The sequence below is a fragment of the Stenotrophomonas sp. Y6 genome (genome assembly GCF_022436665.1).
Taxonomy (GTDB): Bacteria; Pseudomonadota; Gammaproteobacteria; order Xanthomonadales; family Xanthomonadaceae; genus Stenotrophomonas; species Stenotrophomonas acidaminiphila_A.
Genome location: NZ_JAKUKB010000008.1, coordinates 331,956 through 356,845 on the forward strand (window position 1 = coordinate 331,956; position 24,890 = coordinate 356,845).

24 protein-coding genes and 1 pseudogene are annotated in these 24,890 nt (G+C 70.1%); 17 read left to right on the plus strand and 8 right to left on the minus strand.

Annotation, left to right across the window (positions count from 1 at the left end):
• Window positions 1–157 precede the first annotated feature (157 nt).
• A complete protein-coding gene (locus MKP15_RS11350) occupies window positions 158–715 on the minus strand; it encodes a peroxidase-related enzyme (RefSeq protein WP_104938810.1) in 558 nt (185 codons plus the stop codon).
• 101 nt (window positions 716–816) lie between these two features.
• Here MKP15_RS11350 and MKP15_RS11355 point away from each other — a divergent pair, with 101 nt between their 5' ends.
• The 3 genes from MKP15_RS11355 (at window position 817) to infA (ending at window position 3,497) form a co-directional block, all read left to right on the plus strand.
• Entirely contained in the window at window positions 817–1,659 is an 843-nt protein-coding gene (locus MKP15_RS11355; RefSeq protein WP_240212769.1) for an AraC family transcriptional regulator, read from the plus strand.
• A 773-nt stretch (window positions 1,660–2,432) separates the two neighbouring features.
• Complete coding sequence (gene aat, locus MKP15_RS11360; RefSeq protein WP_240212770.1) at window positions 2,433–3,191, plus strand: leucyl/phenylalanyl-tRNA--protein transferase; 759 nt, start codon at window positions 2,433–2,435, stop codon at window positions 3,189–3,191.
• Between the two features lie 87 nt (window positions 3,192–3,278).
• Window positions 3,279–3,497: a translation initiation factor IF-1 gene (gene infA, locus MKP15_RS11365; RefSeq protein WP_005409596.1), complete on the plus strand. Its 219-nt coding sequence runs from the start codon at window positions 3,279–3,281 to the stop codon at window positions 3,495–3,497.
• 195 nt (window positions 3,498–3,692) lie between these two features.
• Here infA and clpA read toward each other — a convergent pair whose 3' ends face one another.
• Together clpA and clpS are read right to left on the minus strand one after the other, a co-directional pair.
• Complete coding sequence (gene clpA / locus MKP15_RS11370; protein ID WP_104938812.1) at window positions 3,693–5,972, minus strand: ATP-dependent Clp protease ATP-binding subunit ClpA; 2,280 nt, start codon at window positions 5,970–5,972, stop codon at window positions 3,693–3,695.
• A 297-nt stretch (window positions 5,973–6,269) separates the two neighbouring features.
• Window positions 6,270–6,590 carry an ATP-dependent Clp protease adapter ClpS gene (clpS, locus tag MKP15_RS11375; RefSeq protein ID WP_240212771.1) on the minus strand — a complete coding sequence of 107 codons (321 nt, stop codon included), beginning with the start codon at window positions 6,588–6,590 and terminating at the stop codon, window positions 6,270–6,272.
• A gap of 106 nt (window positions 6,591–6,696) precedes the next feature.
• On the opposite strand from clpS, the gene MKP15_RS11380 reads away from it, so the two are divergent.
• The 6 genes from MKP15_RS11380 (at window position 6,697) to MKP15_RS11405 (ending at window position 10,952) form a co-directional block, all read left to right on the plus strand.
• Window positions 6,697–7,173 carry a YbjN domain-containing protein gene (locus MKP15_RS11380; protein WP_240212772.1) on the plus strand — a complete coding sequence of 159 codons (477 nt, stop codon included), beginning with the start codon at window positions 6,697–6,699 and terminating at the stop codon, window positions 7,171–7,173.
• 2 nt (window positions 7,174–7,175) lie between these two features.
• Window positions 7,176–7,637 (plus strand): NUDIX hydrolase, encoded by a 462-nt coding sequence (locus MKP15_RS11385; RefSeq protein ID WP_240212773.1) that lies wholly within the window; start codon window positions 7,176–7,178, stop codon window positions 7,635–7,637.
• Window positions 7,634–8,818: a tRNA 2-thiouridine(34) synthase MnmA gene (mnmA, locus tag MKP15_RS11390; protein ID WP_240212774.1), complete on the plus strand. Its 1,185-nt coding sequence runs from the start codon at window positions 7,634–7,636 to the stop codon at window positions 8,816–8,818. The genes MKP15_RS11385 and mnmA overlap by 4 nt, the downstream gene beginning before the upstream one ends.
• Entirely contained in the window at window positions 8,815–9,438 is a 624-nt protein-coding gene (gene hflD / locus MKP15_RS11395; RefSeq protein WP_240212775.1) for a high frequency lysogenization protein HflD, read from the plus strand. Before mnmA ends, hflD begins: the two co-directional genes overlap by 4 nt.
• Window positions 9,439–9,490: 52 nt before the next feature.
• Window positions 9,491–10,681 carry a methyl-accepting chemotaxis protein gene (locus MKP15_RS11400; protein WP_104938818.1) on the plus strand — a complete coding sequence of 397 codons (1,191 nt, stop codon included), beginning with the start codon at window positions 9,491–9,493 and terminating at the stop codon, window positions 10,679–10,681.
• Window positions 10,682–10,760: 79 nt separating this feature from the next.
• Entirely contained in the window at window positions 10,761–10,952 is a 192-nt protein-coding gene (locus MKP15_RS11405) for a hypothetical protein (protein WP_240212776.1), read from the plus strand.
• A gap of 513 nt (window positions 10,953–11,465) precedes the next feature.
• Here the strand turns inward: MKP15_RS11405 and MKP15_RS11410 are convergent.
• Entirely contained in the window at window positions 11,466–14,252 is a 2,787-nt protein-coding gene (locus MKP15_RS11410) for an EAL domain-containing protein (protein ID WP_240212777.1), read from the minus strand.
• Window positions 14,253–14,658: 406 nt separating this feature from the next.
• Between MKP15_RS11410 and MKP15_RS11415 the strand changes: the two are divergent.
• Both MKP15_RS11415 and MKP15_RS11420 read left to right on the plus strand, forming a co-directional pair.
• A pseudogene (locus tag MKP15_RS11415) lies at window positions 14,659–15,375 on the plus strand (sensor histidine kinase); the annotation flags it as partial.
• Window positions 15,376–15,377: 2 nt separating this feature from the next.
• Window positions 15,378–17,123: an EAL domain-containing protein gene (locus MKP15_RS11420; protein WP_104938822.1), complete on the plus strand. Its 1,746-nt coding sequence runs from the start codon at window positions 15,378–15,380 to the stop codon at window positions 17,121–17,123.
• A 45-nt stretch (window positions 17,124–17,168) separates the two neighbouring features.
• On the opposite strand, the gene MKP15_RS11425 is transcribed toward MKP15_RS11420, so the two are convergent.
• The 4 genes from MKP15_RS11425 to flgA form a co-directional block, all read right to left on the minus strand.
• A complete protein-coding gene (locus tag MKP15_RS11425; protein WP_104940192.1) occupies window positions 17,169–18,320 on the minus strand; it encodes an ATP-binding protein in 1,152 nt (383 codons plus the stop codon).
• Between the two features lie 149 nt (window positions 18,321–18,469).
• On the minus strand, window positions 18,470–18,802 hold the full coding sequence (locus MKP15_RS11430; protein ID WP_199776821.1) for a flagellar protein FlgN: 333 nt from the start codon (window positions 18,800–18,802) through the stop codon (window positions 18,470–18,472).
• A 2-nt stretch (window positions 18,803–18,804) separates the two neighbouring features.
• Window positions 18,805–19,107 (minus strand): flagellar biosynthesis anti-sigma factor FlgM, encoded by a 303-nt coding sequence (gene flgM, locus MKP15_RS11435; protein WP_240212778.1) that lies wholly within the window; start codon window positions 19,105–19,107, stop codon window positions 18,805–18,807.
• A 65-nt stretch (window positions 19,108–19,172) separates the two neighbouring features.
• A complete protein-coding gene (gene flgA / locus MKP15_RS11440) occupies window positions 19,173–19,817 on the minus strand; it encodes a flagellar basal body P-ring formation chaperone FlgA (RefSeq protein WP_104938825.1) in 645 nt (214 codons plus the stop codon).
• Between the two features lie 154 nt (window positions 19,818–19,971).
• Between flgA and MKP15_RS11445 the strand changes: the two genes are divergently transcribed.
• The 6 genes from MKP15_RS11445 to MKP15_RS11470 all read left to right on the plus strand — a co-directional run bounded on the left by MKP15_RS11445 (window position 19,972) and on the right by MKP15_RS11470 (window position 24,853).
• Complete coding sequence (locus MKP15_RS11445; protein WP_240212779.1) at window positions 19,972–20,916, plus strand: chemotaxis protein; 945 nt, start codon at window positions 19,972–19,974, stop codon at window positions 20,914–20,916.
• A 224-nt stretch (window positions 20,917–21,140) separates the two neighbouring features.
• The gene (gene flgB / locus MKP15_RS11450) at window positions 21,141–21,539 is read left to right on the plus strand and encodes a flagellar basal body rod protein FlgB (RefSeq protein ID WP_161614430.1); all 399 of its coding nucleotides are present in this window, start codon (window positions 21,141–21,143) and stop codon (window positions 21,537–21,539) included.
• Window positions 21,540–21,549: 10 nt separating this feature from the next.
• Window positions 21,550–21,957: a flagellar basal body rod protein FlgC gene (gene flgC, locus MKP15_RS11455; RefSeq protein WP_104938827.1), complete on the plus strand. Its 408-nt coding sequence runs from the start codon at window positions 21,550–21,552 to the stop codon at window positions 21,955–21,957.
• 23 nt (window positions 21,958–21,980) lie between these two features.
• Window positions 21,981–22,655, plus strand: a complete 675-nt coding sequence (locus MKP15_RS11460; protein WP_104938828.1) for a flagellar hook capping FlgD N-terminal domain-containing protein — start codon at window positions 21,981–21,983, stop codon at window positions 22,653–22,655.
• Window positions 22,656–22,689: 34 nt separating this feature from the next.
• Window positions 22,690–23,967 (plus strand): flagellar hook protein FlgE, encoded by a 1,278-nt coding sequence (gene flgE, locus MKP15_RS11465; protein WP_161614432.1) that lies wholly within the window; start codon window positions 22,690–22,692, stop codon window positions 23,965–23,967.
• A 136-nt stretch (window positions 23,968–24,103) separates the two neighbouring features.
• Window positions 24,104–24,853, plus strand: coding sequence for a flagellar basal body rod protein FlgF (locus tag MKP15_RS11470; protein WP_240212780.1), 750 nt, complete (start codon window positions 24,104–24,106; stop codon window positions 24,851–24,853).
• Window positions 24,854–24,890 lie beyond the last annotated feature (37 nt).

Here is a 24,890-nt window from a genome sequence, read left to right on the forward strand (position 1 = left end):
GCCAGGATTTCCCGCCTGCGACGATGCGAGCGGCGCAGCCGCCTGCGCGGCCTCGGGCTTCTGTTCCGGCATGCGCCTGGGCCGGGCCGAACGACCACCGGGCGCAGACGCGGGACGCGCCCGCAAGCGCGCCCCGCAGCGCCGCGGCGGGCCTCGCTCAGCCCGCGATTTCCAGCGGCACCGGCGGGAAGTCAACCGCCGTCCCGGCCAGGTGATTGGTGTAGTTGGTCAGCGTGTTGAGCGCGACCAGCGCCACTACTTCCAGCGCGGCGGCGTCATCGAAGCCGGCGCGGCGGAATGCCGCCAGGTCGTCGTCACCGACAACCCCGCGCTGCTCGGTCAGGCGCCGCGCGAAGTCCGCCAGCGCGGCGTCGCGCGGGTCGGCGCCGCCGCCGGTGCGCGCCGCACGGATATCCGCTTCGGACAGGCCGGCGCCCTTGCCGATCAAGGTGTGCGCGGCCAGGCAATAGCCACACTGGTTGGCCTGCCCGACCGACAGCGCGACGATTTCGCGCTGGCCGGCGCTCAGGCCGCCATTGGCGAGGGCATCGGACAAGGCCAGGTAGCCGTCGAGCGCGACCGGCGCCCGGGCGAAGGTGCGGATCAGGTTGGGGACCACGCCGAGCTTGGCCTTGACCGCGGCGAGCGTAGCGGCGACGGCCGGGGTGGCCGAGGCCGGGTCGAGGGGGGCGATACGGGGGGATGCGGCAGACATGGCGGGCTCCTTGGAAGCCGTGGTTGGGAGCCGCCACGTTGCCCGCCCGGTCGATACGATTGGTATCATTTCGTCCAGAATAATGCACGAATCGTCTCGACATGCAGGACCGACTCAGCGCACTGCTCGATTGCTTCCGCCTGCGGGCCCGGGTCTTCCACACCGGCAGCCTGTGTGACACCGCCGATTTCGACGCCCGCGACGGCGTCGGCCACCTGCACGTGCTGCGCGGGGGGGCGCTGCGGATCGGCGATGCGGTCGCCGGCGAAACCGTGGTCGACGCGCCCAGCCTGATCTTCTATCCGCGACCGGCGCCGCACTGGATCCGTGGCGAGGGGGCGAGGGGCGCGGAGCTGGTCTGCTCGTCGATCGAACTCGGCGCCGATGCCGGCAATCCACTGACCCGCAGTCTGCCGGCGCGGCTGGTGCTGCCGCTGCGCGACCACCCGCTGCTGCACGGCACGCTGACGCTGCTGTTCGAGGAGGCGTTCGCCGAACACTGCGGACGACAGGCGGCGCTGGACCGGCTCAGCGAACTGATGATCCTGCAACTGCTGCGCCACTGCATGACCGCAGGCGTGGTCGCGCAGGGTGTGCTCGCGGGCCTCGCCGACCCGCGCCTGGCCAAGGCCCTCAACGCGCTGCATGGCGCCCCGGGCGAGGCCTGGAGCCTGGACGGCCTGGCGCGGGTCAGCGGCATGTCGCGCGCGCGGTTCGCCGCGCACTTCCACCATGTCGTGGGCATGCCGCCGGGCGAGTACCTGGCCGAGTGGCGGCTGAGCGTGGCGAAGACGCTGCTCAAGCGGGGGCAGCCGCCAAAACAGGTGGCGCTGGAGATCGGCTATGCAAGCGCATCGGCGTTCGCGCGCGCCTTCGCCGCGCGGCATGCCGGGGTCTCGCCGACCGTCTGGCTGTCGGCGTCGCGCGCATCGCCCGCACAGTGAACGTGGACGCCGGACCCAACCCGGGAGCGGAATAGTGCCCCGGCGGCACGCCTTCCGGGCGGCCTCCGGGCCGGCGGATCGCCGGACGCGGCACACAGGTGGCAAGCCCGGGCCGCGGGCGTCCGGCTTCATTCCCGGACACGACCGGCCGTCGCGTCGATCTGGCCACCTGCGGCGCGCATCGTCCACCGGCCGGAGGGGGCGCGCTGTTCGATGATGCCCGGGCATCGCTCAAACGCCGGCCGGTATCGGCAGGCTGGCGCCGCAGGCCCAGGCCGGCCCGACGCGCGGATGGAAGATGGCCGGCAAGGCATCCGCGGACGCGTTCCGGGCCGATCGACTGCCGGCTTGGGATGATGTGTGCATGGCCGTGTCCCGGCGCCAACCGTCCAATCGGGCATCGGCATGCCGCAGCACGCCGGAAAGCCATTTATGATGCCGATCCGCACCGGGGCGACTGCGTGCCCGGGATTGCGCGAACAGGTACAGGTCAAGCCACTCAGGATGCGCACTCCGCCTACTTCGTGTCCGGCGTCTGCCACGCAGGCGACGGCTTCGCCGGGCCCTGCAGCGTCGGCCGCGGCGGGGTCATCCCGACCAGCGGGCCGGACAGGGTCGCCCCGGCCATGCGGCGATCATCCGGTGAACCGTGTCGTGCTGGCCGCCAAGGCCCCGTGCACGGCGTTGCTGCCGTACCCGCGTATGGCGCTGCGCTCCAGGCGCTGCCGGCCGGTGCCGCGGCAGCATCCCCGATTCCTTGACGGCGACGGCACATGAGCCGCGCAGCGCATCCGTTTCTGCTTGCCGAGTCAGCGGACGCGGCGTTCCCGCCGGCGGAGCTTGCGCTGGCCGAGCCCGATGGCCTGCTGGCCGTCGGCGGCGATCTGTCGCCGGTGCGCCTGCTCAACGCCTATGCCGGCGGCATCTTCCCGTGGTTTTCCGAAGGCCAGCCGATCCTGTGGTGGTCGCCGGACCCGCGCATGGTGTTCCGCACCGATGGCGTGCACCTGTCCTCGCGCTTCCGCCGGGCACTGCGCTCCAGCCCCTGGAGGGTCACCGCTGACACCGCGTTCGCCGAGGTGATGCAGGCCTGCGCCAGCGCGCCGCGGCCGGGCCAGGATGGCACCTGGATCACCGCCGGGATGCTCCGCGCCTACGTGGAACTGCACCGGCTCGGGCATGCGCATTCGGTGGAGGTGTTCGACGGGCCGCACCTGGTCGGCGGTATCTATGGCGTGGCCATCGGCCGCATGTTCTTCGGCGAAAGCATGTTCAGCGGGCGCAGCGGTGGTTCCAAGGTCGCGCTGGCGGCACTGGCGCACGTCCTGCACGGCTGGGGCTGGCCGCTGATCGATGCCCAGGTCGAGAACCCCCACCTGCTGCGCATGGGTGCCGTGCAGCTGCCGCGCGCCCTGTTCCTGGCCCAGGTGCGGGCGCTGGTGCGGGAGCCGGGTGACCCGCCGCCGGGAAGCTGGACCCGCCGTTTCGGCCACTGGCCGGCCGCCCGGCTGGGCAGCACGGGCGCGGCTTAACGCAAACTTTGCATGATTCCGCGGCGCGGGGTAAAATGCCTGGCTTCCGGGCCTGAAAAGGCCATCCGCAGAACCGCACAGGATTACATGTCGAAAGACGACTCCATCGAGTTCGAGGGCACCGTCAGCGAGACGCTGCCGAACACCACTTTCCGCGTTCGACTGGAAAACGGGCATGAGATCATCGCCCACATTTCCGGCCGCATGCGCAAGAACTACATCCGCATCCTTACCGGCGACCGCGTCAAGGTTGAAATGACGCCGTACGACCTGACCAAGGGCCGCATCACCTACCGCATGAAGTAAGCGCGGTAGCCGGGCACCCCGAAAGCCAGCCCTGGGCTGGCTTTTTTGCGTGTCCGTGACAGTGGTATCGGGGAAGCGGAGCGCACCCGTGACCGGCGGCGGGCGCGACCCCGCCGCCTCCTGGCAGAGCCGCTCCATGCCCTGCCCGCCCTGTGCCCGCTTCCGCACGCCTGCCCGCGTCTGGCCGTCGCCACCTCAGACCGTGGCCGGCAACAGGTGCTCCGGTTCGGCTTCGGTTTCGACCACCAGTTCGCCGTCGCGCACGTCGATGCTGACCCGGCCGCCGCCCACCAGCTTGCCGAACAGCAGTTCGTCGGCCAGCGGGCGCTTGATCTGGTCCTGGATGACGCGTGCCATCGGCCGCGCACCCATCTGCGGGTCGAAGCCGTGGCGGGCCAGCCAGTCGCGTGCGGCCGGGGTCGCCGACAGCGAGACGTGCTTGTCCTGCAGCAGCATTTCCAGTTCGATCAGGAACTTGTCCACCACCCGCAGGATGTGGTCCAGCCCCAGCGCCTGGAACTGCACCACCGCGTCGAGGCGGTTGCGGAACTCCGGGGTGAAGCTCTTGCGGATCACTTCCATCGCGTCGGTGGCGTGGTCCTGGCGGGTGAAGCCGATCGAGCGCCGCGACGCCTGCGCCGCGCCGGCGTTGGTGGTCATCACCAGGATCACGTTCTTGAAATTGGCTTCGCGGCCGTTGGTGTCGGTGAGGATGCCGCGATCCATGACCTGCAGCAGGATGTTGAAGATGTCCGGGTGCGCCTTCTCGACTTCGTCCAGCAGCAGCACGCAGTGCGGCGTCTTGACGATCTTCTCGGTCAGCAGCCCGCCCTGGTCGAAGCCGACATAGCCCGGGGGCGCGCCGATCAGGCGGCTGACCGAATGCGGCTCCATGTACTCGCTCATGTCAAAGCGCACCAGCTCGATACCCAGCTGCAGCGCCAGCTGGCGGGTGACCTCGGTCTTGCCGACGCCGGTGGGGCCGGCGAACAGGAAGTTGCCGATCGGCTTCTCCGGGTTGCCCAGCCCCGAACGCGACAGCTTGATCGCCGAAGCCAGCGATTCGATCGCCGGGTCCTGGCCGAAGATCACCATCTTCAGGTTGCGCTCCAGGTGCCGCAGCACGTCCTTGTCGGTGGCGGTGACCTGCTTGGCGGGAATGCGCGCCATCTTGGCGACGATGGCCTCGACCTCCTCGACGTCGATGGTCGCCTTGCGCTGGCCCTCGGGCAGCAGCCGCTGGCGCGCGCCGGCCTCGTCGATGACGTCGATGGCCTTGTCCGGCAGCAGGCGGTCGCCGATGTGCTTCACCGACAGGTCCACCGCCGCCTGCAGCGCGTCGTCGGCGTAGGTGACGCTGTGGTGCGCCTCGTACTTCGGGCGCAGGCCCTTGAGGATCTCGTAGGCTTCGCCCACGGTGGGCTCGACGATGTCGATCTTCTGGAAGCGCCGCGCCAGCGCCCGGTCCTTCTCGAAGATGCCGCGGTATTCCTGGAACGTGGTCGAGCCGATGCAGCGCAGCTCGCCGGACGCCAGGGCCGGCTTGATCAGGTTGCTGGCGTCCATGGTGCCGCCGGAGGCGGAACCGGCGCCGATGATGGTGTGGATCTCGTCGATGAACAGCACCGCGTTGGGCACCTTCTTCAACGCGCCGATCACGCCCTTCAGGCGCTTCTCGAAGTCGCCGCGGTACTTGGTGCCGGCGACCAGCGCACCGAGGTCGAGCGAATAGATGACCGCATCGGCCAGCACCTCCGGCACCTCGCCGTCGACGATGCGCTTGGCCAGGCCCTCGGCGATCGCGGTCTTGCCGACCCCGGCCTCGCCTACGTACAGCGGGTTGTTCTTGCGGCGGCGGCACAGCACCTGGATGGTGCGCTCGATCTCGTCGCGGCGGCCCACCAGCGGGTCGATGCGGCCGGCGCGCGCCTGTTCGTTGAGATTGCTGGCGTACTCGGCCAGCGCGTCGCCCCTGGCCTCGCCCTCGCCGCCCTCGGCGCGGCCCTCGCCGTCGATCGACGGCGAGGCGTCGCCCTCCTCGCCGGACTTGGCGATGCCATGGGACAGGTAGTTGACGATGTCCAGCCGGGTCACGTCCTGCTGGTTGAGGTAGTAGACCGCGTGCGAATCCTTCTCGCCGAAGATCGCCACCAGCACGTTGGCGCCGGTGACCTCCTTCTTGCCGGAGGACTGCACGTGGTAGACGGCGCGCTGCAGCACCCGCTGGAAACCCAGGGTGGGCTGGGTGTCGCGGCCATCATCGTCGGCCAGCCGCGAGACCGAGGTCTCCACGGCCTGTTCCAGATCCCGGCGCAGGCGGTCCAGGTCGGCGCCACAGGCCTTGAGCACGGCCTGGGCGGAGGGGTTTTCGAGCAGGGCGAGCAGCAGGTGTTCGACCGTCATGAATTCATGACGTGCCTCGCGGGCGCGCTTGTAGCACTGGCCAATCGTCTGTTCGAGGTCTTTGCTGAACATGGGGGACTCCGACTGCGGTTGGAGACAATATGCGGCCTGACTGCACGTTTTCCATCACCCTACCGGATGCCGGTGTTCAGACGGCGTTAGCAGTGGCCGGACGGCGGCGGCAGCGGCCGGTTGCCACGCCGGAAAGCGGCAGCCACCGGGGTGGATGCCAGCCGCCGGGGCGACCTCGCAAACAATGGATGCGCGGTGGGCGCCAGCCAATACGGCCGACATCGCCATGCCCGGAACAGTGCGGGCCGCCGGTGGCGCGACCGGCGCGCGGTGCCGGTCGCGCCGGCGCGGCGTGGATCAGGCCCGCTCCATCGTGCACAGCAGCGGGTGCTGGTTCATGCGCGAGTACTCGTTGACCTGGGCGACCTTGGTCTCGGCGACTTCGCGGCTGTAGACCCCGCAGATGCCGCGGCCGCGGGTATGGACATGCAGCATCACCTGGGTGGCCTTGTCCAGGTCCATGGAGAAGAAGTTCTGCAGCACGGCCACCACGAAATCCATCGGGGTGTAGTCGTCGTTCAGCAGCATCACCTGGTACAGCGGCGGCGGCGCGATCTCGGGCTTGCCGGGTTCCACCAGCAGGCCATGGTCGTTGTCGTGTTGGAGCTTGCGGGGCATGCCCGGAATTATAGCGGCTGGCCCGGCGCCGCTGCGCCGAATTGGACGTGAACACCCCCGCCGCCGCACAATTTGCACCTGTTCAACCACTCCCCGCAGGGAACGCATGAAGAAGTACGTGGCGGCAATGATGGTGGCGGGCCTGTGGGCCGGCATGGCTGGCAACGCGCGGGCCGGCGAGCCCGATGCGGCGGTCGGCCGGCTGCTCGATTCGCTGGAATACAAGTATGAGATCGACGAGGACGGCGATTACCGCCTGGTGTTCGACATGGACGATGACCGCACCCAGCTGGTGTTCGTGCGCTCGACGGTGGAGACCTACGGCGCGCATCGCGTCCGCGAAATCTGGTCGCCGGCCTACAAGGCCCCGGGCCCGCAGTTGCCGGCGCTGGTCGCCAACCGCCTGCTCGAGGATGCCAACGACTCCAAGCTCGGCGGCTGGGTCAAGCAGGGCGACATGGCCATGTTCGTGGTCAAGATCGATGCGAACGCCAAGGCCGATGTGCTCAGCGACGCCATCGACGCGGCGATCAAGAGTGCCGACGCGATGGAACTGGAACTGACCGCGAAGGACGAGTACTGAGGGTGGATGCATTGAGCTCCCGGCGCTGGGCACCCCACGTCACCGTGGCCACCGTGGTGTGCCGTGCCGGGCAGGTGCTGCTGGTGGAAGAGGAGAAGGACGGACGGCGGGTGCTGAACCAGCCGGCCGGCCACCTCGACCCCGGCGAGAGCCTGGTCGAGGCGGCCGTGCGCGAAACCCGCGAGGAAACCGGCTGGGAAGTGCGGCCGACCGCGTTCATCGGCGCCTACCAGTGGAACGCGCCCGACGGCACCCCGTTCCTGCGCTTCGCTTTCGCCGCCGAGCCGCTGCGGCATCACCCGGACCAGGTATTGGACAGCGGCATCGTACAGGCGCTGTGGCTGACCCCGGCCGCGTTGCAGGCGGACATGGCCCGGCTGCGCAGCCCGCTGGTCTGGCAGACGGTGTCGGATTGGCTGGCCGGGCAGCGCCACCCGCTGTCGATCCTGAGGCAGGTGCCATGAGCCGCCCGGACGTGGTGGTGGGCGTGTCCGGCGGCGTGGACTCGTCCGTCGCGGCGCTGCTGCTGGTGCGGCAGGGGCTGGATGTCGCCGGCCTGTTCATGCAGAACTGGGCCGACGATGGCGATGCGCAGGACAGCGCGAGTGCCGCTGAAGGCAGGATGCCGAAAGCGGCCAAAGGTCATTGCCGCGCCGAGGAGGATCGCCGCGACGCCGTGGCCGTCTGCGGCCGCCTGGGCATCCCGTTCCATTTCCGCGATTTCTCCGCCGAGTACTGGCAGGGCGTGTTCGAGCACTTCCTGGCCGAGTACGCGGCCGGGCGTACCCCGAACCCGGACGTGCTGTGCAACCGCGAGGTCAAGTTCAAGCACTTCCTGGACGCCGCCCGCGAGCTGGGCGCCGGGCGCATCGCCACCGGCCACTATGCGCGGGTGGAGCAGGCGGGCGGACGCTGGCGGCTGCTGCGTGGCGCCGACCGCGGCAAGGACCAGAGTTACTTCCTGCACCAGCTGGGCCAGGCGCAGCTGGCCGCCACCGTGTTCCCGATCGGCCACCTGGAAAAGAGCCAGCTGCGCCGCATCGCCCAGGAAGCGGCACTGCCGACCCATGCCAAGAAGGATTCGACCGGCATCTGCTTCATCGGCGAACGCGATTTCCGCCAGTTCCTGGGCCAGTACCTGCCCGCCCGCGAAGGCGAGATCCGCGATCCGCACGGGCAGCCCATCGGCCGCCATCCCGGCGTGTTCTATTTCACCCTGGGCCAGCGCGAGGGCCTGAACATCGGCGGCGTGCGCGGCCGGCCGGCGGCGCCCTGGTACGTGGTCGGCAAGGACGTGGCGGCCAACATCCTGTATGTCGACCAGGGCCACGACAGCCCGTGGCTGCAGTCCCGGCACCTGCGCACCGAAGCCATGCACTGGATCGGCGGCAGCGCACCCGCCAGCGCCTTCAGCTGTACCGCGCAGACCCGCTACCGGCAGCCGGACGAGCCCTGCCAGGTGCGCGTGGGCGGCGACGGCACCGTGCAGGTACGCTTCGAGCGCCCGCAGCGGGCGGTCACGCCCGGGCAGTCGCTGGTGCTGTATGACGGCCCCGAATGCCTGGGCGGTGCGGTGATCGCCGCCACCGACGCGCCGCTGGAGCAGCGTGCGCCCTGGCCCGTTTTCCCTGAGAGGCAAGCATGAGTTTTTCCTTCGACGACCGTGTCCTGGCGCTGGCCGGCATCGCCCAGGCCCTGCAGCAGGTGCGGCGCATCGCCGAAACCGGCCATTCCGATGGCGCCGTGGTCCGCACCGCGATGGACAGCGTGATGCGCATCGACGCCCCCTCCCCCGCCGCGGTGTACGGCGACAACCACCAGCTGGAACCGGGGCTGCGCCTGCTGCGCGACTATTTCGGCAACCAGGGCAAGGACGAGCTGCTGCCGCGCCTGGCGCTGTCGGTGATGCAGCTGGAACGCCGCTTCGTGCGCGAACGCGCCACCGTGGACAAGGTCCAGGCCGGCATCGCGCGTGCCGCCGTCCAGGCCCGCGAGCTGGGCGACCCGGCGCATCCGGAGGTGCTGGGCGCGATGGGCGGCCTGTACGCGGACACCATCAGCCAGCTCAAGCCGCGGATCATGGTCCAGGGCAACCCGCACTACCTGGGACAGGCCGGAGTGGTCGCCGAGATCCGTGCGCTGCTGCTGGCGGCGGTGCGCTCGGCGGTGCTGTGGCGCCAGCTCGGCGGCAGTTACTGGGACTTCCTGTTCTCGCGCCGGGCCATGCTCGAAGCGATCTCGCGCAGGTTGCGCGGCGGCGGCTAAAGACCGGACCGGCACGGCCGATACTGCAATCGTGACTCTCCCGAGAACGTCCATGTATTCACGCATTGCAATCCGCCTGGCCGCCCCGCTGGCCCTGACCTTCCTGCTGGCATTGGCGCTGGCGTTCGCCTGGCCCGCGGCCGTGGTATGGGCGATCCTGACCACGATGGCGCTGAGCTGGCTGGTGTTCGCCTACTGGAGCGCGTACAGCCAGTCGCAGCGTTCGCCAGAACACGCCCGCGTGCTCAAGGAGCAGGACCAGCTGCTCAACGAGCTGCGCAGCTTCGTCAGCAACGAGATCGATGGCTCGCGTGGCGAGATCGAACGCGCCCGCGAACTGATCCGCCAGGCGGTCGCCGGGCTGGGCAGCAGCTTCGATGCGATGAACCGCAAGTCGCGCCAGCAGAGCCAGGCGCTGGCCCGCATCGTCGACCGTGCCGGCGAGGATGGCGGCGGCGGCGTGGACGTGGCGCGGTTCGCCCAGCATGCCAGCCACCAGATGGAGCAGCTGGTCGAGGCGCTGGAGCAGGTCAGCGGCCAGAGCAGCAACACCGTGCAGCACATCGACCAGATGGCGCAGCACCTGGACGGCATCTTCGCCCTGCTGGAAGACGTCAAGTCGATCGCCGACCAGACCAACCTGCTGGCGCTGAATGCCGCCATCGAGGCCGCCCGTGCCGGCGAGGCCGGGCGCGGCTTCGCGGTGGTCGCCGACGAGGTGCGCAACCTGTCCGAACGCTCCACCACCTTCAACGAGCAGATCCGCAAGCTCGCGCACAGCTCCAAGGACGCCATCGCCAAGGTCCGCGAGACCGTCTCGCACATGGCCTCGCGCGACATGGACCGCTCCCGCGAGGCGCGCCACGAAGCGGCCGCCATGCTGGAGAACGTGGCGGCGATCAACAACTCGCTGGGCGAAGGCATGCGCGAGATTTCCGAGTGCGGCCGCGCGATCGACAGCAGCGTCGCCGAAGCCGTGCGCGCCCTGCAGTTCGAGGACATCGCCACCCAGGCCCTGGGCGGCGTGCACACCCACCTGGACCGCCTGACCGCGATCAACCGCGAGGCGGTGGCGCTGCAGGAACTGCTGCACCGCAGTGGCGGCGCGCTCGACGGCGAACTGGTGCTGGCGCTGCAGCGTACCGGCAGCCGCCTGCGCGAGATGCGCAGCGAGTGGGAGCGCCCGCCGCACAAGCCGGTGGCGCAGCAGAGCATGGGCGCGGGAACGGTTGAGCTGTTCTGATTCCCGCCACGAGGCGACAACGACCCCGGCCACGGCCGGGGTTTTGTCGTTGCCGGCCGGCTGGGCCGAGGCTGCCGCAATGGTGGGCCCGCAGGCCGCGGAGCCGGCGTCCGGCAGCCCCCACGTCCGCGACCGCCTGCTGGCGCTCGAGGCGCTGGCGCAGCAGGAGCTGGCACGCACCCCGCTGCTGCCGATGCCGGACCTGCCCGCGCACGATGATCCGGCGGCGATCCTGGTGGCCTGGGACCTGGCCTTCTGCCGGCCCCGCTGACGCCCGGCCAGCGGGTGCCGGCGATGGGCGATGGGCCACGCCGACCGCAACGCCAACCCGGCGCAGCGGCGCGCGCGATCGGCGGGCACCGGTGCCGGCGACAGCGGCCGGAAGCGGCCGCGGAGGCATGCGCCACCGCTTGCATTGCAGCGCATTCCGCAGCCCGCACGGGCCGGACTGCCCTGCCCGCCAGACGATGGCGTGCCGCTGCGCGCGCAGCGCGCCCTGCGGCCCGCGGCGCTGACAAACTTCGTATCGGTTTACGCCCGGCGCCACTGCGGCGGTACTGACAGCAGGATTCTGGCCGCCGGTACCGGAGGTTGCCGCAGGACGCGCCATCGGCGACAGCCACTGCGCCCGTCGCCGACGGTCGCCGTCGACAAGCGGGCACGGGGTTCAGGTGTGGGGGCGAGGAGGCGTGAAGCGCGTGCCCGGTGCCGGCGATCCGCGGGCCGGCGCCCGGCGCTCACGCCGCAGACGAGCGGGAGCGACGCGCGTGGAGAGCGCCGGGGCTCAGGTGACCGCGGCCGGGATGTCCGCGGCGGCAGCGGCCGCCGCGCCGGGGCCGCCGCGTTCGTCGCAGCGGCGCAGCCACTGCGCCATGTCCCGCGACGGCAGCGGCCGCGAGTACAGATAGCCCTGGATTTCGTCGCAGCCCTGGCGCAACAGCATCGCCTCCTCCTGGCGCGTCTCCACGCCTTCGGCCACCACCTGCATCCCCAGCGCATGGCCGAGGTGGACGATGGCCTGGGTCACCTCGGCGGTGCCGGCATCGTGCAGCATGCGCTGGACGAAGCTGCGGTCGATCTTCAGCCGCTGCACCGGGAAGCGGTTGAGGTAATGCAGGTTGGAGAAGCCGGTGCCGAAATCGTCAACGGCCAGCAGCACGCCGTTGCGCTCGAAGGTGTCAAAGCACTGCCGCAGCGCGTCGCTGTCGCGGATCAGGGCCGATTCGGTCAGCTCCAGCTCCAGCCGTTGCGGTGGCCAGCGGTGGCGTTCGCAGATGGCGATCACCTGTTCGGCGAAGCCACGCTCGCGCAACTGCATGGCCGACACGTTGACCGCCACCCGCTCGAACATCAGCCCCGCGGCATGCCAGGCGGCCGCCTGGCGGCAGGCCTCGTTCAGCACCCACTCGCCGATGCGCGCGATCTCGCCGCATTTCTCCGCCACCGGGATGAACTCGGCCGGGCTGCAGGGCCCGAGCTCCGGGCAGGTCCAGCGCAGCAGCGCCTCGATCGCCGGCGGCCGGGTGGCGTCGACATTGACCAGCGGCTGGTAGACCAGCTGGAACTCCTCGCGTTCGAGCGCGCCGTGCAGCGCGTGCTCGATCTGCAGGCGCCGCTGGATGCCGGCCAGTACGTCCTGGCTGTAGTACTGGTATGTGTTGCGCCCGGCTTCCTTGGCCGCGTGCATGGCGGCGTCGGCCGCGCGCAGCAGGGTGTCGAAATCGCGATGGCTGTCGTCGGCCAGCGCGATGCCGACACTCGCCCCCACCTTCAAGGTGGTGTCGCCGCGGTGCAGCGGCGAGGCCAGCGAAGCGATCAGCTTGCGCGCGACATGGCCGGCATCGGCCGGGTCGGCGAGGTCGCGCAGCACCACCACGAACTCGTCGCCGTTGAAGCGGCCGAACAGGTCGGCGTTGCGCAGGTTCTGGTGCAGCCGCGCCGCGGCGGCCTTGAGCAGCATGTCGCCGGTGGCGTGGCCGAAGGTGTCGTTGATCGACTTGAAACCGTCCAGGTCGACGAACAGCATCGCCAGGATCTTGCCGTTGCGGCGCGATTCGGCCAGGGCGTCCTCGGTCTGTTCGCGCAGCAGGATGCGGTTGGGCAGCCCGGTCAGCAGGTCGTAATGGGCCAGCAGCTCGATGCGCTCGTTGGCCTCGCGCTCGCGGGTGATGTCGCGGAACAGCACCACGAAGCGTTCCGGCAGGCCTTCGCGGCGGTCCAGTTCGACCTGTACCTGCACCCACACCCGCTGCCCGGAATGCCGGTAGAAGCACAGGTCCAGCTGTTCCGGCAGGCCGCCTTCGGCGATGCGGGTGAGCGCGGCCTCGAAGCCGTCGCGCGAATCGGGGGTGTACAGCGCCAGCGCCTGTTCCAGCGTCACCGGTTCCTTGCGCAGGCCGTGGATGCGGTAGCACTCGTCGGTCCACAGCATGCCGCGGGTGGCCACCTCGATCTCGCAGCCGCCGATGCGGCCGAGCGCCGAGACCCGGTTGAGCAGTTCGGTGCGCCAGCGGATCAATGCGTCGGTCTGGCGCTGCTCGGTCACGTTCTGCAGTTGCCCGGCCACGCGCCGTACGCGCCCGCTGGCATCGTGCCGGGGATGCATCCAGACCCGCACGTGGATGCCGGGGGCGTCCATCGGTCCGGCCGCCAGTACCAGCTCGAATGCATGCGGCTGGCCTTCGCGGTGCAGCCGCCGCCATGCCGCCAGTACCTGGGCGCGGGCGTCGGCGTCGAGCCGGTCCAGCCAGCGCCGGCCCGGCGGCAGGCTGCCCGCGGGCAGGCCGATGGCGGCGTGCAGTTCGTCGGACCAGGAAAAGCCGCCGTCGCGTTCCCACGACCAGGTCCCCAGCCCGGCGATGCGCTGCAGGTGGCGCAGCTGCGCCTGTTGTTCCTGCGCTTCGGTATCGGCGGTGTCCGCCGCGGCGGTGGCGATGCGGATGCCGGCCATGCGCAGCGGCTGGCCGTCCGCCGTCCGCGCCACCACCTGGCCATGATCGTGCACCGTCTGCCATCCGCCATCGGCGCGGCGCACGCGCAGCCGGCAGTCATAGGCGCTGGTGGCATCGCCCAGGTGCGCGCGCAGGGCGGCCTGCTGCGCGGCGCGGTCATCGGGATGGGTGTGCCCCAGCCATGCCTGCACGCTGCCGCTGGTGGTCCCGCCTGCGCTCGGCCCCGACTGCGCCAGCAGGTGTGCCGGCACGTCCCACTCCCAGACCTCGTGCCCGGCGTCGTGCAGCAGCCGCGGCCAGCGCCCGTCCGCCAGTGGCGCGGCCGGGGTGGCGCTGTAGATATAGGCGCAGACGGCGCCGTCCCGGGTGCGCGCGGCGCTCAGGAAACCATCCACGCGCTGCTCCCCGGTGGGCACCGAGCATGGCAGCAGCCCCTGCCCCTGGCCGGCAACCCGGTCGCGCACCCCCTGCAGCGCCTGGCGGTGCGCCTGCAGGCCGCGCGGCAGGTCGAGGGTACGGGCCGTGGCATTGGCGGCCAGCGGCTGGCCCTCCGGATCGAGCAGCACGATCGCCCCCTCCAGCGGGTGGCCCATCATGCTCGCAATGACGCCCTGATCCACGCGCTACCGCTCCAGTCAAACACCCGAGGTCCGGGAACTCTATGGATAACGGCCGGCCTTCACGGAAATTGAGTACTGCGTCATCACGGTTTGCGATGGCCCGTTAAGATGTCGACGGATCGAACACGGCCCCCCGCCACGGCACATGCACAACGGCTCCCCCCCTTCGCCGCACCCGGCCCCCACCAAGTCGGCAATGGCCAGCCTGCAACGCACTACCTATGGTGTGGTGGTCGCAGGCGGCGGCCTGATCCTGCTGTGCGGCCTGCTGCCCTGGGCCTGGACGGCGATCCCGGCCCATGCGCTGGCCTGGAGTGTGACCTCCGTCATCCTGGTGGCCGCCTACGTGGGCATCGCCCTGCTCCTGCTGCTGCCGCGGCTGGCCCGGGTGCGGCGCCTGGCCACGCGCGACGTGGCCGAGCTGGAGGCCAGCCGCAAGGCGCTGGAGACCGGCAACCGCGAATTGCAGGCCCTGGCCGGACGCCTGTTCTCGGTGCAGGAGGACGAGCGCCGGGCGATTTCCCGCGACCTGCACGACGATATCGGCCAGGCGGTCACCGCGATCAAGCTGGCCGCGCATGCGGCGATGGACGAGGACGATGCCCGGCGCCGCCGCGAGGACCTGGGGCAGATCGTGGAGCTGGTCGACAGCACCGTGGTGCGGCTGCGCAACCTGTCGATGCTGCTGCGCCCGCCGCAGCTCGATGCGCTCGGGCTCGAGGCGGCGCTGCGCTGGCAGGCCGGGCAGCTGTTCCGCTCCTCGGCGGTGGAGTTGCGGATGGAGGTCGAAGAGCTGCCGCAGCGCCCGGACAACGACGTCGAGCAGGCCTGTTTCCGCATCGCCCAGGAGAGCCTGACCAATGCCCTGCGGCATGCGCTGGCCAGCCAGGTCCGGCTGTGCCTGGAGGACGCTGGCGATGGCCGGCTGCGGTTGCGCGTGAGCGACGACGGCGAAGGCTTCGACCCCGATGGTCCGCGCGGCCTCGGGCTGGTGGTGATGCGCGAGCGCGCGCAGAGCGCCGGCGGCTGGCTGCGCATCCATACCGCGCCGGGTGAAGGCACCCAGGTCGAGCTGCACCTGCCCTACCGCATGCCGCAGGCGAGCGCCTGCCAGGGAGCCTGAGGATGTGGAACCCCGCCCCGCCAGCGGCCGCCGCGATGCCCGCCCCGCCGCGCCTGGGCGCCGGCAACCCGGAACTGGCGGCGATGGTCGCCGAGGCCGCCGCCGGTGGCACGCCGTTGATGCTGCTGCACTTGGACATCGACCACTTCGCGTCGGTCAACGAGAACATGAGCGCGGAGGTCGGCGACCAGGCACTGGTGCTGGTCGCGCAGCGCCTGGCCGACCACCTGCGCGGCCGCGGCCGGCTGTGGCGGCACGGCAGCGACGAGTTCGTGCTGGCGATCCCGCGCGCGGACGGGGTGCCGTTGCCGGAGGACATGGCCGAACAGCTGCGCCAGCAGATGGAGCTGCCCCTTTCGGTGCTGCCCTACACCCTGTTCCTGACCGCCAAGATCGGGGTGTCGCTGAGCCCGGAGCACGCCACCGACCCGAGCCGGCTGCTCGACCTGGCCGAGGATGCGCTGCACCAGGCCGGCCGCGAGGGCGGCAACGTCGTACAGGTGCACATGCTGCACAAGCCGCTCAGCGCGCACAGCGAGAGCATCATTTCGCGGCAGCTGGTGGACGCCATCGACAATGGCGAGCTGCGCCTGCGCTACCAGCCGCTGGTCAGTGCCCGCGACGGCCATGTCGTGGGCATGGAGGCGCTGTTGCGCTGGCAGTCGCCGACGCTGGGCATGCTGGTGCCGGAACGCTTCATGCGTACCGCCGAACGGCTCGGCATCATCGTCCAGATCGGCGCCTGGGTGCTGGAGATGACCCTGCGCCAGGCGCGCATCTGGCGCGACCAGGGCTTCGACGATTTCAACATCGCGGTCAACGTGTCCACGCTGCAGCTGCTGCGGCCGAGCTTCTTCGCCGAGACCATGGCGATGCTGCAGTCCACCGGGGTGCCGGCACGCATGCTGACCCTGGAAATCAACGAAAGCGCGCTGACCAACAACGTCAACTTCGTCTACGAGACCCTGGCCAACCTGCGCAACGAAGGCATCAGCCTGAGCCTGGACAATTTCGGCACCGGCGACTCCAGCCTCAGCGCGCTGGTGCGCTACCCGGTGGACAAGCTCAAGATCGACCGCAGCTTCATCAAGAGCGCACCGGCGGCCAACCGCGAGGCGGCCATCTCCCGCGCGATCATCGCCATGGGCCACCAGCTGGGCATGACGGTGATCGCCAACGGGGTCGAGTCGCAGGCGCAGCTGGGCTTCCTGCGCCGCAACGACTGCGACGTGTTCCAGGGCTATCTGTTCGGCGAGCCGATGTCGGCCGAAGCCGCCGGCATGACCCTGCGCCGTCGCTACCTGCGCCCGGAGGCGTTCGCCGAGACCCGCCCGGACCGCACCCTGCTGCTGCTGGACGACGAGGAGAACGTGCTGCGCTCGCTGGTGCGCCTGTTCCGCCGCGACGGCTACCGCATCCTCGCCGCCGGCAACGTGCGCGATGCCTTCGACCTGCTGGCGATCAACGACGTGCAGGTGATCCTGTCCGACCAGCGCATGAGCGACATGAGCGGCACCGAGTTCCTGGGGCGGGTGAAGATGCTCTACCCGGACACCATCCGGCTGGTGCTGTCCGGCTACACCGACCTCAATACGGTCACCGACGCGATCAACCGCGGCGCGATCTACCGCTTCCTGACCAAGCCGTGGAACGACGACGAGCTGCGCGAGCACATCCGCCAGGCGTTCCGCACCCACGACGAGAAGCGCGGCGGCAGCCAGGGCCGGGCGATCAACGGCCTGGAGTGAGGCCCGTCGGCGCGCCCGCACGGCGGCGCCGGCGGTGGCCGGCGCTCAGCCTTTCGGCTGGCGGATCGGCAGCACGATGCGGAAGCGCGAGCCCTCGCCCACCGTGCTGTCCAGGTCGATGCGGCCGTGGTGCTTGTTGACGATGCCGTAGGAGATCGACAGCCCCAGCCCGGTACCGCTGCCCACCGGCTTGGTGGTGAAGAACGGGTCGAAGATGCGCTGGCGCAGTTCCGGGGAAATGCCCGAGCCGTTGTCCTGGAACTCGATCCAGACCTCGTCGCCGTCCACCCCGGTGCTGACCACGATATGGCCGCGGTCGGCGATCGCATGGCCGGCGTTGAGCAGCATGTTCATGTACACCTGGTTCAACTCCGAGGGCAGGCACTCGACCATCGGCAGCTCGCCGTAGCGACGCTCCAGGGTGACCTTGTACTTGAGCTCGTTCCAGATGATGTTGATGGTCGATTCCAGCCCCGCGTGCAGGTCGGCCAGCTTCCACGACTCGTCGCGCCCGGAGTACGAGAAATCCTTCAGGTCGCGCACGATGCGCGTCACCCGCTCGATGCCCTCGCGCGATTCGGCCATCAGCTGCGGCAGGTCGCGGCTGATGAAGTCGATGTCCAGGCGGTCGCGGATATCGTCGATCTCCGGGATCAATGCCTTCGGATCCGGCGCGCGCAGGGCGCGCTCGTAGGCCTCGATCACGGTGAACAGGCTGCGCAGGTATTCCTGCAGGCTGCCCAGGTTGGAATGCACGTAACCGATAGGGTTGTTGATCTCGTGGGCCACGCCGGCCGCCAGCTGGCCGATCGAGGCCATCTTTTCCGACTGCAGCAGCTTCTCCTGGGCGCCGTTGAGCCGCAGGTAGGCCTGGCGCAGCTCGGCATGACGGCGCTGCAGCTCGTGCTCGTAATCCTCTTGCCCGTCGATGTGGCGGAACAGCGCCAGGCAGGCGTGCTCGCCCGCGTGCTCGTGGTGGTAGAGGTGGACGATCACCGCGCGCGCGCCCAGCGGCAGGCTGCCGCTCCAGCAACCGGTTTCGCGCGCCTGGCCCAGCGCCGCCGCGGGCAACAGGTCGGCCAGGCGCCGCGCGAGCCCGGCCACCTCGCCAGGCGCCACGCCGAACAGCTCGCGCACGACCGCGTTGGCCAGGGCAACCTCGCCCCGGTCGTTGAACAGCAGCATGCCGTCGCCCATGCGGTCGCTCAGCGCACGCAGCACGACGGGAGACGGAAAGGTCGCGAACGGGGGAGAGGCGGTATCGGCCACGGGGCTGCGGGTCGGCGGAACGGTCGCCCACTATAACCGCGGATGCGCAGGCGCCAAGCGCCCGGCGGGGGCTGCGCTCAGGCGACGGCGAGCGGCTTGCGGGTGTGCAGCAGGTGCGCCTGGCCCTTGGCGTCGTAGGCCGACGAAGCCTCGCTGCGGCCCAGCTGGCGCAGCGCCCAGCTGACCTCGCGGCGGCGGCGGGCCAGCAGCACGCCGTTGGCGCGGTTGCGCTCGGCCAGTTCGCGCAGGCGTTCGGCGTGTTCCAGCGGCGGGCGCGCCTCGAGGATGCGCAGCGCTTCCAGTTTCAGGCTCGTGGCCGCCACCAGCGCCTGCACGTCGTGCTCGACCAGCGCCTGGCGCTCGCCATCGAGCGCGTCGCTCAACTGCTGCAGGGGATCGGCCACGCCCAGCTTCATGCCTGCAGCTGTCCGTCCAGCTCCAGCATGCGCTGGGCAATGGCGTTCGGGTTGATCCGGTAGCTGCCGTTCTCCAGCGCTTCGCGGACGGCCTGCACGCGTGCGCTGTCGATCGCCGGGGCGGCGGACAGCTCCCGCTGCATGGCCTGCAGGCTGGTGGCCTCGCCGGTCAGGCGCACGCTGTCGGCGGCCTCGACCGGACGTGCCTCGCCGCTGCCGGCGGGGGTAGCCTTGGCGGGCGTGGCGACCGGGCGCAACGGGGCGCTTGCCGTGATCCCGCCGTCGATTTTCTGGCTCATGTGATGGAAGTCCTGATTCGGTACACAAGGGTTAACGGCAACGGCGCACTGATCTTTAGTGGAATCTAACGGGAAACCAGCACATCGCCGCTGGCCGTGGCCACGCCCTGCACCACCCGCCGCGAGGACAGGTTCTCGACCGGCACCCGGTCGGCCTCGCCGGCATCGGCGAGCGCCTTGCCGGCCACCCGCACCTCGACCCCGCCGCGCCGCGACACCAGCGCGACACTGTCGCCGCGGCGGATGATCCGCGGGGCGACCAGGTCGTTGGCCGACAGCAGGGTGCCGGCGCCCATTGCCCGCCGCGCCACCCGGCCGATGGCCGCCTGCGGGTCGGACAATACCGCACCGGCGATGCGCGCGGTGTCACGGCGCACACTGCCGATATCGGCGGCGGACAGCACTTCTCCAGCGGCGATGCCGCGGGCCAGGACCAGCACGTCCTGCTCGCGCCGCACCGTCACCGGCACGAACAGCTTCCAGCCGCCGGCCTGGGGACATGCCACTTCCACGGTCCGGTTGCCGGTGGCCCGGGCCTGCAGGGGCGCCGGGCACGCCGGCAGGCGCAGGCCGGCATCGACACTGGCCTCGGCCTCGGTGGCCGGGTCCAGGGTGGACAGCGCGGCCGCACGGATCGAGGCCACCGACTGGAAATCGGCGGCCTGGACCGGAAGGGCCAGCAGCAGGCATAACAGGGCCGTCAGGCGCATGGGCGAACTCCGCCACGGGAACAATGGCCATTGCCCTGCAAGCGGCGTGCCGGAACGGCCGCGGGCGGCGCCCGGACACGATGCATGGCGCAAGGTGCGGCCATCGCCCGCGCCGGCCCTCAAGTCCCGCCCCCGCCCTGCCGATACCGGCTGCATGTCACATGACCTGCTCAACCGCATCGACCAGCGCACCCGGCTGGCCGGCCACAACCGACTGGCCCTGCTGCTGTTCCGCCTCGGCGGCCGTCAGCTTTTTGGCGTCAACGTCTTCAAGGTGCAGGAAGTGCTGCGGCGCCCGCCCCTGTTCCAGGTGCCCGGCCTGCCCGCCCAGTTCTCCGGGGTGGCCGACGTGCGCGGCCGCTCGGTACCGGTGCTGGACCTGGGGCTGGCGATCGGCCACCCGGAGCGCGAGCCCAACGCCGACACCTCGCCCGGCTACCTGGTGGTCACCGAGTTCAACCGCTCGGTGCAGGGGTTCCTGGTCAGCGGCGTGGAACGGATCGTCAACATCGCGGTGGAGGACATCCAGCCGCCGCCGGAACTGGGCGCCGAGGCCAGCTACCTGACCGCGGTCACCCGCTTCCAGGGCGAGTTGATCCAGGTGATCGACGTGGAGAGCGTACTGGCCGACATCGCCCAGATCAGCAAGGATGCGGTGCTGGACCCGTCGATGGTCCTGCCGCCCGGCGCGCCGCCGATGCAGGTGCTGGTGGTGGACGACTCGCGCGTGGCCCGCCAGCAGATCCGCAGCGTGCTCGACCAGCTCGGGGTCACCGCCACCCTGCTGTCGGACGGCAAGCAGGCGCTGGACCACCTGCTGCAGATCCACGCGGCCGGGGAGAACCCGGCCGAGCGCTATGCCATGGTCATCTCCGACATCGAGATGCCGGCGATGGATGGCTACACCCTGACGACGGAAATCCGCCGCCACCCGGGGCTGGCCGGGTTGTTCGTGCTGCTACACACCTCGCTGTCGGGCGTGTTCAACAACGCCATGGTCGAGCGCGTGGGCGCCAACGCCTTCGTGCCCAAGTACAGCGCCCACGAACTGGCCGATTTCGTGCTGCAGCGGCTGCGCCAGGTGGCCGAAGCGGCCTGACCCCGGGACGCGTGGAGGCGGGCGCCTTGCGCTGAAGCAAGGGGGCCGCCCCGCCGGGGAGGCGGCCCGCCGCGCCGGCGCCCCGATCCCTATGCGGCAAGCCCGCCACCGGGGGACCGGCGCCCGCCCCCGTCCTCCGGGGCTCCCCGCGCCTCCCCTGCGTTCCCCGCGTTCTGGCACACCGCTTGCAGCCTTCCGGGCATCGTTCCCCCGGGAGGCGCGCCATGCCCAACCTGATTTCCAATTACCTGGGCATCCACGCCCAGGCCATGCCGTTGCGCGAACAGCGCATGAAGCTGATCGCCGGCAACCTGGCCAACGCCGACACCCCGGGCTACAAGGCCCGTGACCTGGATTTCGACGCGGCCCTGCGCAACGCCAGTGGCGCCGATGGCAACGGCCTGCTGGCCACCACCGCCGAACAGCATTACCGCATCGGCGGCGACGGCCTGAACCCGTTCCAGGTACTGCGCCCCGGCGTGCAGCCGAGCCTGGACGGCAACACCGTCGATCCGGATGCCGAACGCGCCGCGTATGGCCGCGCCGCGCTGGAGTACCGCGCCTCGCTGAGCTTCGTCGAGTCGAAGGTGCGCACCCTGACCACCGCCATCACCGGCCAGTAAGGGGAGCGCCATGAGCAACCTGCCCATCTTCGACATCGCCGGCTCGGCGCTGCAGGCGCAGTCGGTGCGCATGAGCACCATCGCCTCCAACCTGTCCAACGCCGACTCCGTGGCGGGCTCGGCCGAGGCCGCCTACAAGCCGCTGGAGCCGATCTTCCAGGCGGTCACCAGCCGCGAGGATCCGCGCCTGACCCGGGTGGAGGTCAAGCAGGTCACGCAGAGCGAGGCGCCGCCGATCAAGCGCTACGAACCCCACCATCCGCTGGCCGACGGCGACGGCTACGTCTACTCGCCGGACATCGACCCGGTGGCGCAGATGGTCAATCTCATTTCCACCTCGCGCAATTACCAGGCCGGCGTGGAAATGCTCAACACGGCCAAGGAACTGACCCTGGCCACCCTGACCATGGGCCGCTGAGCCGGCCGCCACAGGATCCCGTCATGAGCAGCATCAACACCAATACCGACCTGTTCGGCGCGCTCGGGCTCAACGCCCCGGCGGCGAAGAGCACCAAGAAGAAGGACGCGCTGGACCAGGCCGATTTCCTGCGGCTGATGACCACCCAGCTGCAGCACCAGGATCCGCTCAAGCCGATGGACAACAGCCAGATGGTCGCGCAGATGGCGCAGCTGTCCACGGTGCAGGGCATCAGCGAACTGAACAAGAGCGTCACCGGCTTCCAGGAATCGATGGCCGGCGACCAGATCCTGCGCGGCGCGGCCATGGTCGGCCACGACGTGCTGGTGCCGTCGACCAAGTTCATGCTCGGCGACGAGGGGGCGACCGGCGGCACTTTGGCCGCGCCGGGCGCGGGCACCATCGTCGTCGACATCACCGACGCCAACGGCAACAAGGTCGACCAGATCAGCGTCGCGGCCGACGCCTCGGGCGAAGTGCCGTTCCAGTGGGATGGCACCGACGCCAATGGCAAGCGCATGCCGGCCGGCGCCTACACCATCGCCGCCACCTACACCGACGCCAGCGGCAAGCAGACCAAGCTCAGCACCTACGTCGAGGCCGAGGTGGAGAGCGTGACGGTCGGTTCGGACGGCCTCTACCTGAACCTCAAGGGGCTGGGCGCGGCCCCGCTCGACTACGTGCTCCGCGTCAGCTGAGCCCCCTCTTCCACGGATTCCCAGGAGTATCGCCATGGGCTTCAACGCCTCCCTGTCCGGCATCAGCACCGCCAACGCCGACCTGAGCGTCACCGCCAACAACATCGCCAACGTCAACACCGTCGGCTTCAAGGAATCGCGCGCCGAGTTCGCCAACGTCCTGACCGCGACCGGCTATGGCCTGCAGAACAACGCCATGGGCTCGGGCGCGCGCCTGACCAACGTGGCCCAGCAGTTCTCGCAGGGCAACATCGACCAGACCGGCCGCAGCCTGGACCTGGCGATCGCCGGCGAAGGCTTCTTCACCCTGAACATGAACGGTTCGCGGGTGTATTCGCGCGCCGGCAACTTCCAGGCCGACAAGAACGGCTACGTGGTCAACCCGCAGGGCGCGCGGCTGCAGGTCTACGCGCCGAGCGCCGACGGCACCCGCTTCGACGGCGCCCTGACCGACCTGCGCCTGCTGTCCGGCGACAGCGCGCCGCGCCCGACCAGCCAGCTGCAGCTGGCCTTCACCCTGCCGGCCAACGCCAAGGAACCGACGATCACGCCGTTCGATCCGGCGGTGAGCAACAGCTACAGCCACTCCAGCGGCGGCATCACCGTGTTCGATTCGCTGGGCGTCAGCCACATCCAGACCTCGTACTTCGTCAAGACCGCCAATCCCAACGAGTGGGCGGTGTACAACTTCGTCGACGGCGTGCCGGTCAACAACGGCAGCGTCCCCGGTGATCCCACCGCCACCCCGCCGGTACCGGCGGTCATCGGCACCCCGACCCTGCTGCAGTTCTCCGACAGCGGCGCACTGACCGCGCCGGCCGACGGCAAGATCACCCTGGGCACCTTCACCCCGAGCACCGGCGCCGGCCAGCTGGCGATGAGCCTGGACGTGTCCGGCTCCACCCAGTACGGCGAGAAGTTCAACCAGCACAACACCGGCCAGGACGGCTATGCCTCGGGCAAGCTCAACGAGATCAACATCTCGGAAAAGGGCGTGGTGTATGCGCGCTACTCCAACGGCGTGGACGTCGCACTCGGCCAGGTCGCGCTGAGCAACTTCAACAACCCGCAGGGACTGCTGGGCGAAGGCAACAACCTGTGGTCGGAAACCTATGCCTCGGGCACGCCGCGCACCGGTGCGCCGGACAGCTCCGACCTGGGACAGATCCAGGCCGGTTCGCTGGAGGCCTCCACCGTCGACCTGACCCAGCAGCTGGTGAACATGATCACCGCGCAGCGCAACTTCCAGGCCAACGCGCAGATGCTCTCGACCCAGGACCAGATCACCCAGACCGTGATCAACATCCGCTGAGGCAGCACCCCGGGCAAACCGGAGCGGGGAATGACACGGCGCGCACTGCCCGCGCCGTTCCCCGCTCCCGGCCCCTCGCCCTGCACCGCCGGCATTCCGTCGTTCCTTTCTTCCCGCTTCCCGGTCCCCCTTGCCCATGGACAAAGCCCTCTACGTCGCCATGACCGGCGCCCGCGCCTCGCTGCAGGCGCAGGCCACCGTTTCCCACAACCTGGCCAATTCCGACACGCCCGGTTTCAAGGAAGCCCTGGCCAACACCGAGGCGTTCCCGGTCCAGGGCCAGGGCTACGCTTCGCGGATCGACGCGCTGCACGTCGATGCCGGCTTCAACCGTCGCACCGGCGCACAGCAGATCACCGGCAACGCGCTGGATCTGTCGCTGCAGCCGGGCAACTGGCTGGCGGTGCAGTCGCGCGACGGCAGCGAGGCCTATACCCGCGCCGGTGCGTTGACGCTCACCCCCAACGGCCAGCTGGTCACCGCCGACGGCAATGCGGTGCTGGACGAGAACGGCAACCCGGTGGCGGTGCCGCCGCACCAGGCCATGGAGATCGGCCACGACGGCACCCTGTCGATCATCCCGCTGGGCGAAGGCCCGCAGACCATGGCCATGATCGGGCGGCTGCGCGTGGTGCAGGCGCCCGACGCGCAACTGCAGCGCGGCCTCGACGGGCTGATGCGCAACAGCAACCCGCAGCAGCCGTTCGCCCAGGTCCAGGGCAAGGCGCTGGACAGCGGCATGCTCGAGTCCAGCAACGTCGACGCGGCCGGCGCGCTGGTGCAGATGATCCAGCTGCAGCGCCAGTTCGAGATGCAGGTCAAGGTCATCAAGCACGGCGACGAGAACGCGCGCAGCGCCAACACGCTGCTGCGCCTGAACGGCTGACGCCGCCGCGCCGGCCGATTGGCGCGCGGGTCTGGCA

Bases quoted from the DNA above. Each gene is read 5' to 3' on its own strand.
- MKP15_RS11350 (WP_104938810.1), bottom strand. From the start codon at position 715: ATGTCTGCCGCATCCCCCCGTATCGCCCCCCTCGACCCGGCCTCGGCC.
- MKP15_RS11355 (WP_240212769.1), top strand. From the start codon at position 817: ATGCAGGACCGACTCAGCGCACTGCTCGATTGCTTCCGCCTGCGGGCC.
- aat (WP_240212770.1), top strand. From the start codon at position 2,433: ATGAGCCGCGCAGCGCATCCGTTTCTGCTTGCCGAGTCAGCGGACGCG.
- infA (WP_005409596.1), top strand. From the start codon at position 3,279: ATGTCGAAAGACGACTCCATCGAGTTCGAGGGCACCGTCAGCGAGACG.
- clpA (WP_104938812.1), bottom strand. From the start codon at position 5,972: ATGTTCAGCAAAGACCTCGAACAGACGATTGGCCAGTGCTACAAGCGC.
- clpS (WP_240212771.1), bottom strand. From the start codon at position 6,590: ATGCCCCGCAAGCTCCAACACGACAACGACCATGGCCTGCTGGTGGAA.
- MKP15_RS11380 (WP_240212772.1), top strand. From the start codon at position 6,697: ATGAAGAAGTACGTGGCGGCAATGATGGTGGCGGGCCTGTGGGCCGGC.
- mnmA (WP_240212774.1), top strand. From the start codon at position 7,634: ATGAGCCGCCCGGACGTGGTGGTGGGCGTGTCCGGCGGCGTGGACTCG.
- hflD (WP_240212775.1), top strand. From the start codon at position 8,815: ATGAGTTTTTCCTTCGACGACCGTGTCCTGGCGCTGGCCGGCATCGCC.
- MKP15_RS11400 (WP_104938818.1), top strand. From the start codon at position 9,491: ATGTATTCACGCATTGCAATCCGCCTGGCCGCCCCGCTGGCCCTGACC.
- MKP15_RS11405 (WP_240212776.1), top strand. From the start codon at position 10,761: ATGGTGGGCCCGCAGGCCGCGGAGCCGGCGTCCGGCAGCCCCCACGTC.
- MKP15_RS11420 (WP_104938822.1), top strand. From the start codon at position 15,378: ATGTGGAACCCCGCCCCGCCAGCGGCCGCCGCGATGCCCGCCCCGCCG.
- MKP15_RS11425 (WP_104940192.1), bottom strand. From the start codon at position 18,320: ATGGGCGACGGCATGCTGCTGTTCAACGACCGGGGCGAGGTTGCCCTG.
- flgM (WP_240212778.1), bottom strand. From the start codon at position 19,107: ATGAGCCAGAAAATCGACGGCGGGATCACGGCAAGCGCCCCGTTGCGC.
- flgA (WP_104938825.1), bottom strand. From the start codon at position 19,817: ATGCGCCTGACGGCCCTGTTATGCCTGCTGCTGGCCCTTCCGGTCCAG.
- MKP15_RS11445 (WP_240212779.1), top strand. From the start codon at position 19,972: ATGTCACATGACCTGCTCAACCGCATCGACCAGCGCACCCGGCTGGCC.
- flgB (WP_161614430.1), top strand. From the start codon at position 21,141: ATGCCCAACCTGATTTCCAATTACCTGGGCATCCACGCCCAGGCCATG.
- flgC (WP_104938827.1), top strand. From the start codon at position 21,550: ATGAGCAACCTGCCCATCTTCGACATCGCCGGCTCGGCGCTGCAGGCG.
- MKP15_RS11460 (WP_104938828.1), top strand. From the start codon at position 21,981: ATGAGCAGCATCAACACCAATACCGACCTGTTCGGCGCGCTCGGGCTC.
- flgE (WP_161614432.1), top strand. From the start codon at position 22,690: ATGGGCTTCAACGCCTCCCTGTCCGGCATCAGCACCGCCAACGCCGAC.
- MKP15_RS11470 (WP_240212780.1), top strand. From the start codon at position 24,104: ATGGACAAAGCCCTCTACGTCGCCATGACCGGCGCCCGCGCCTCGCTG.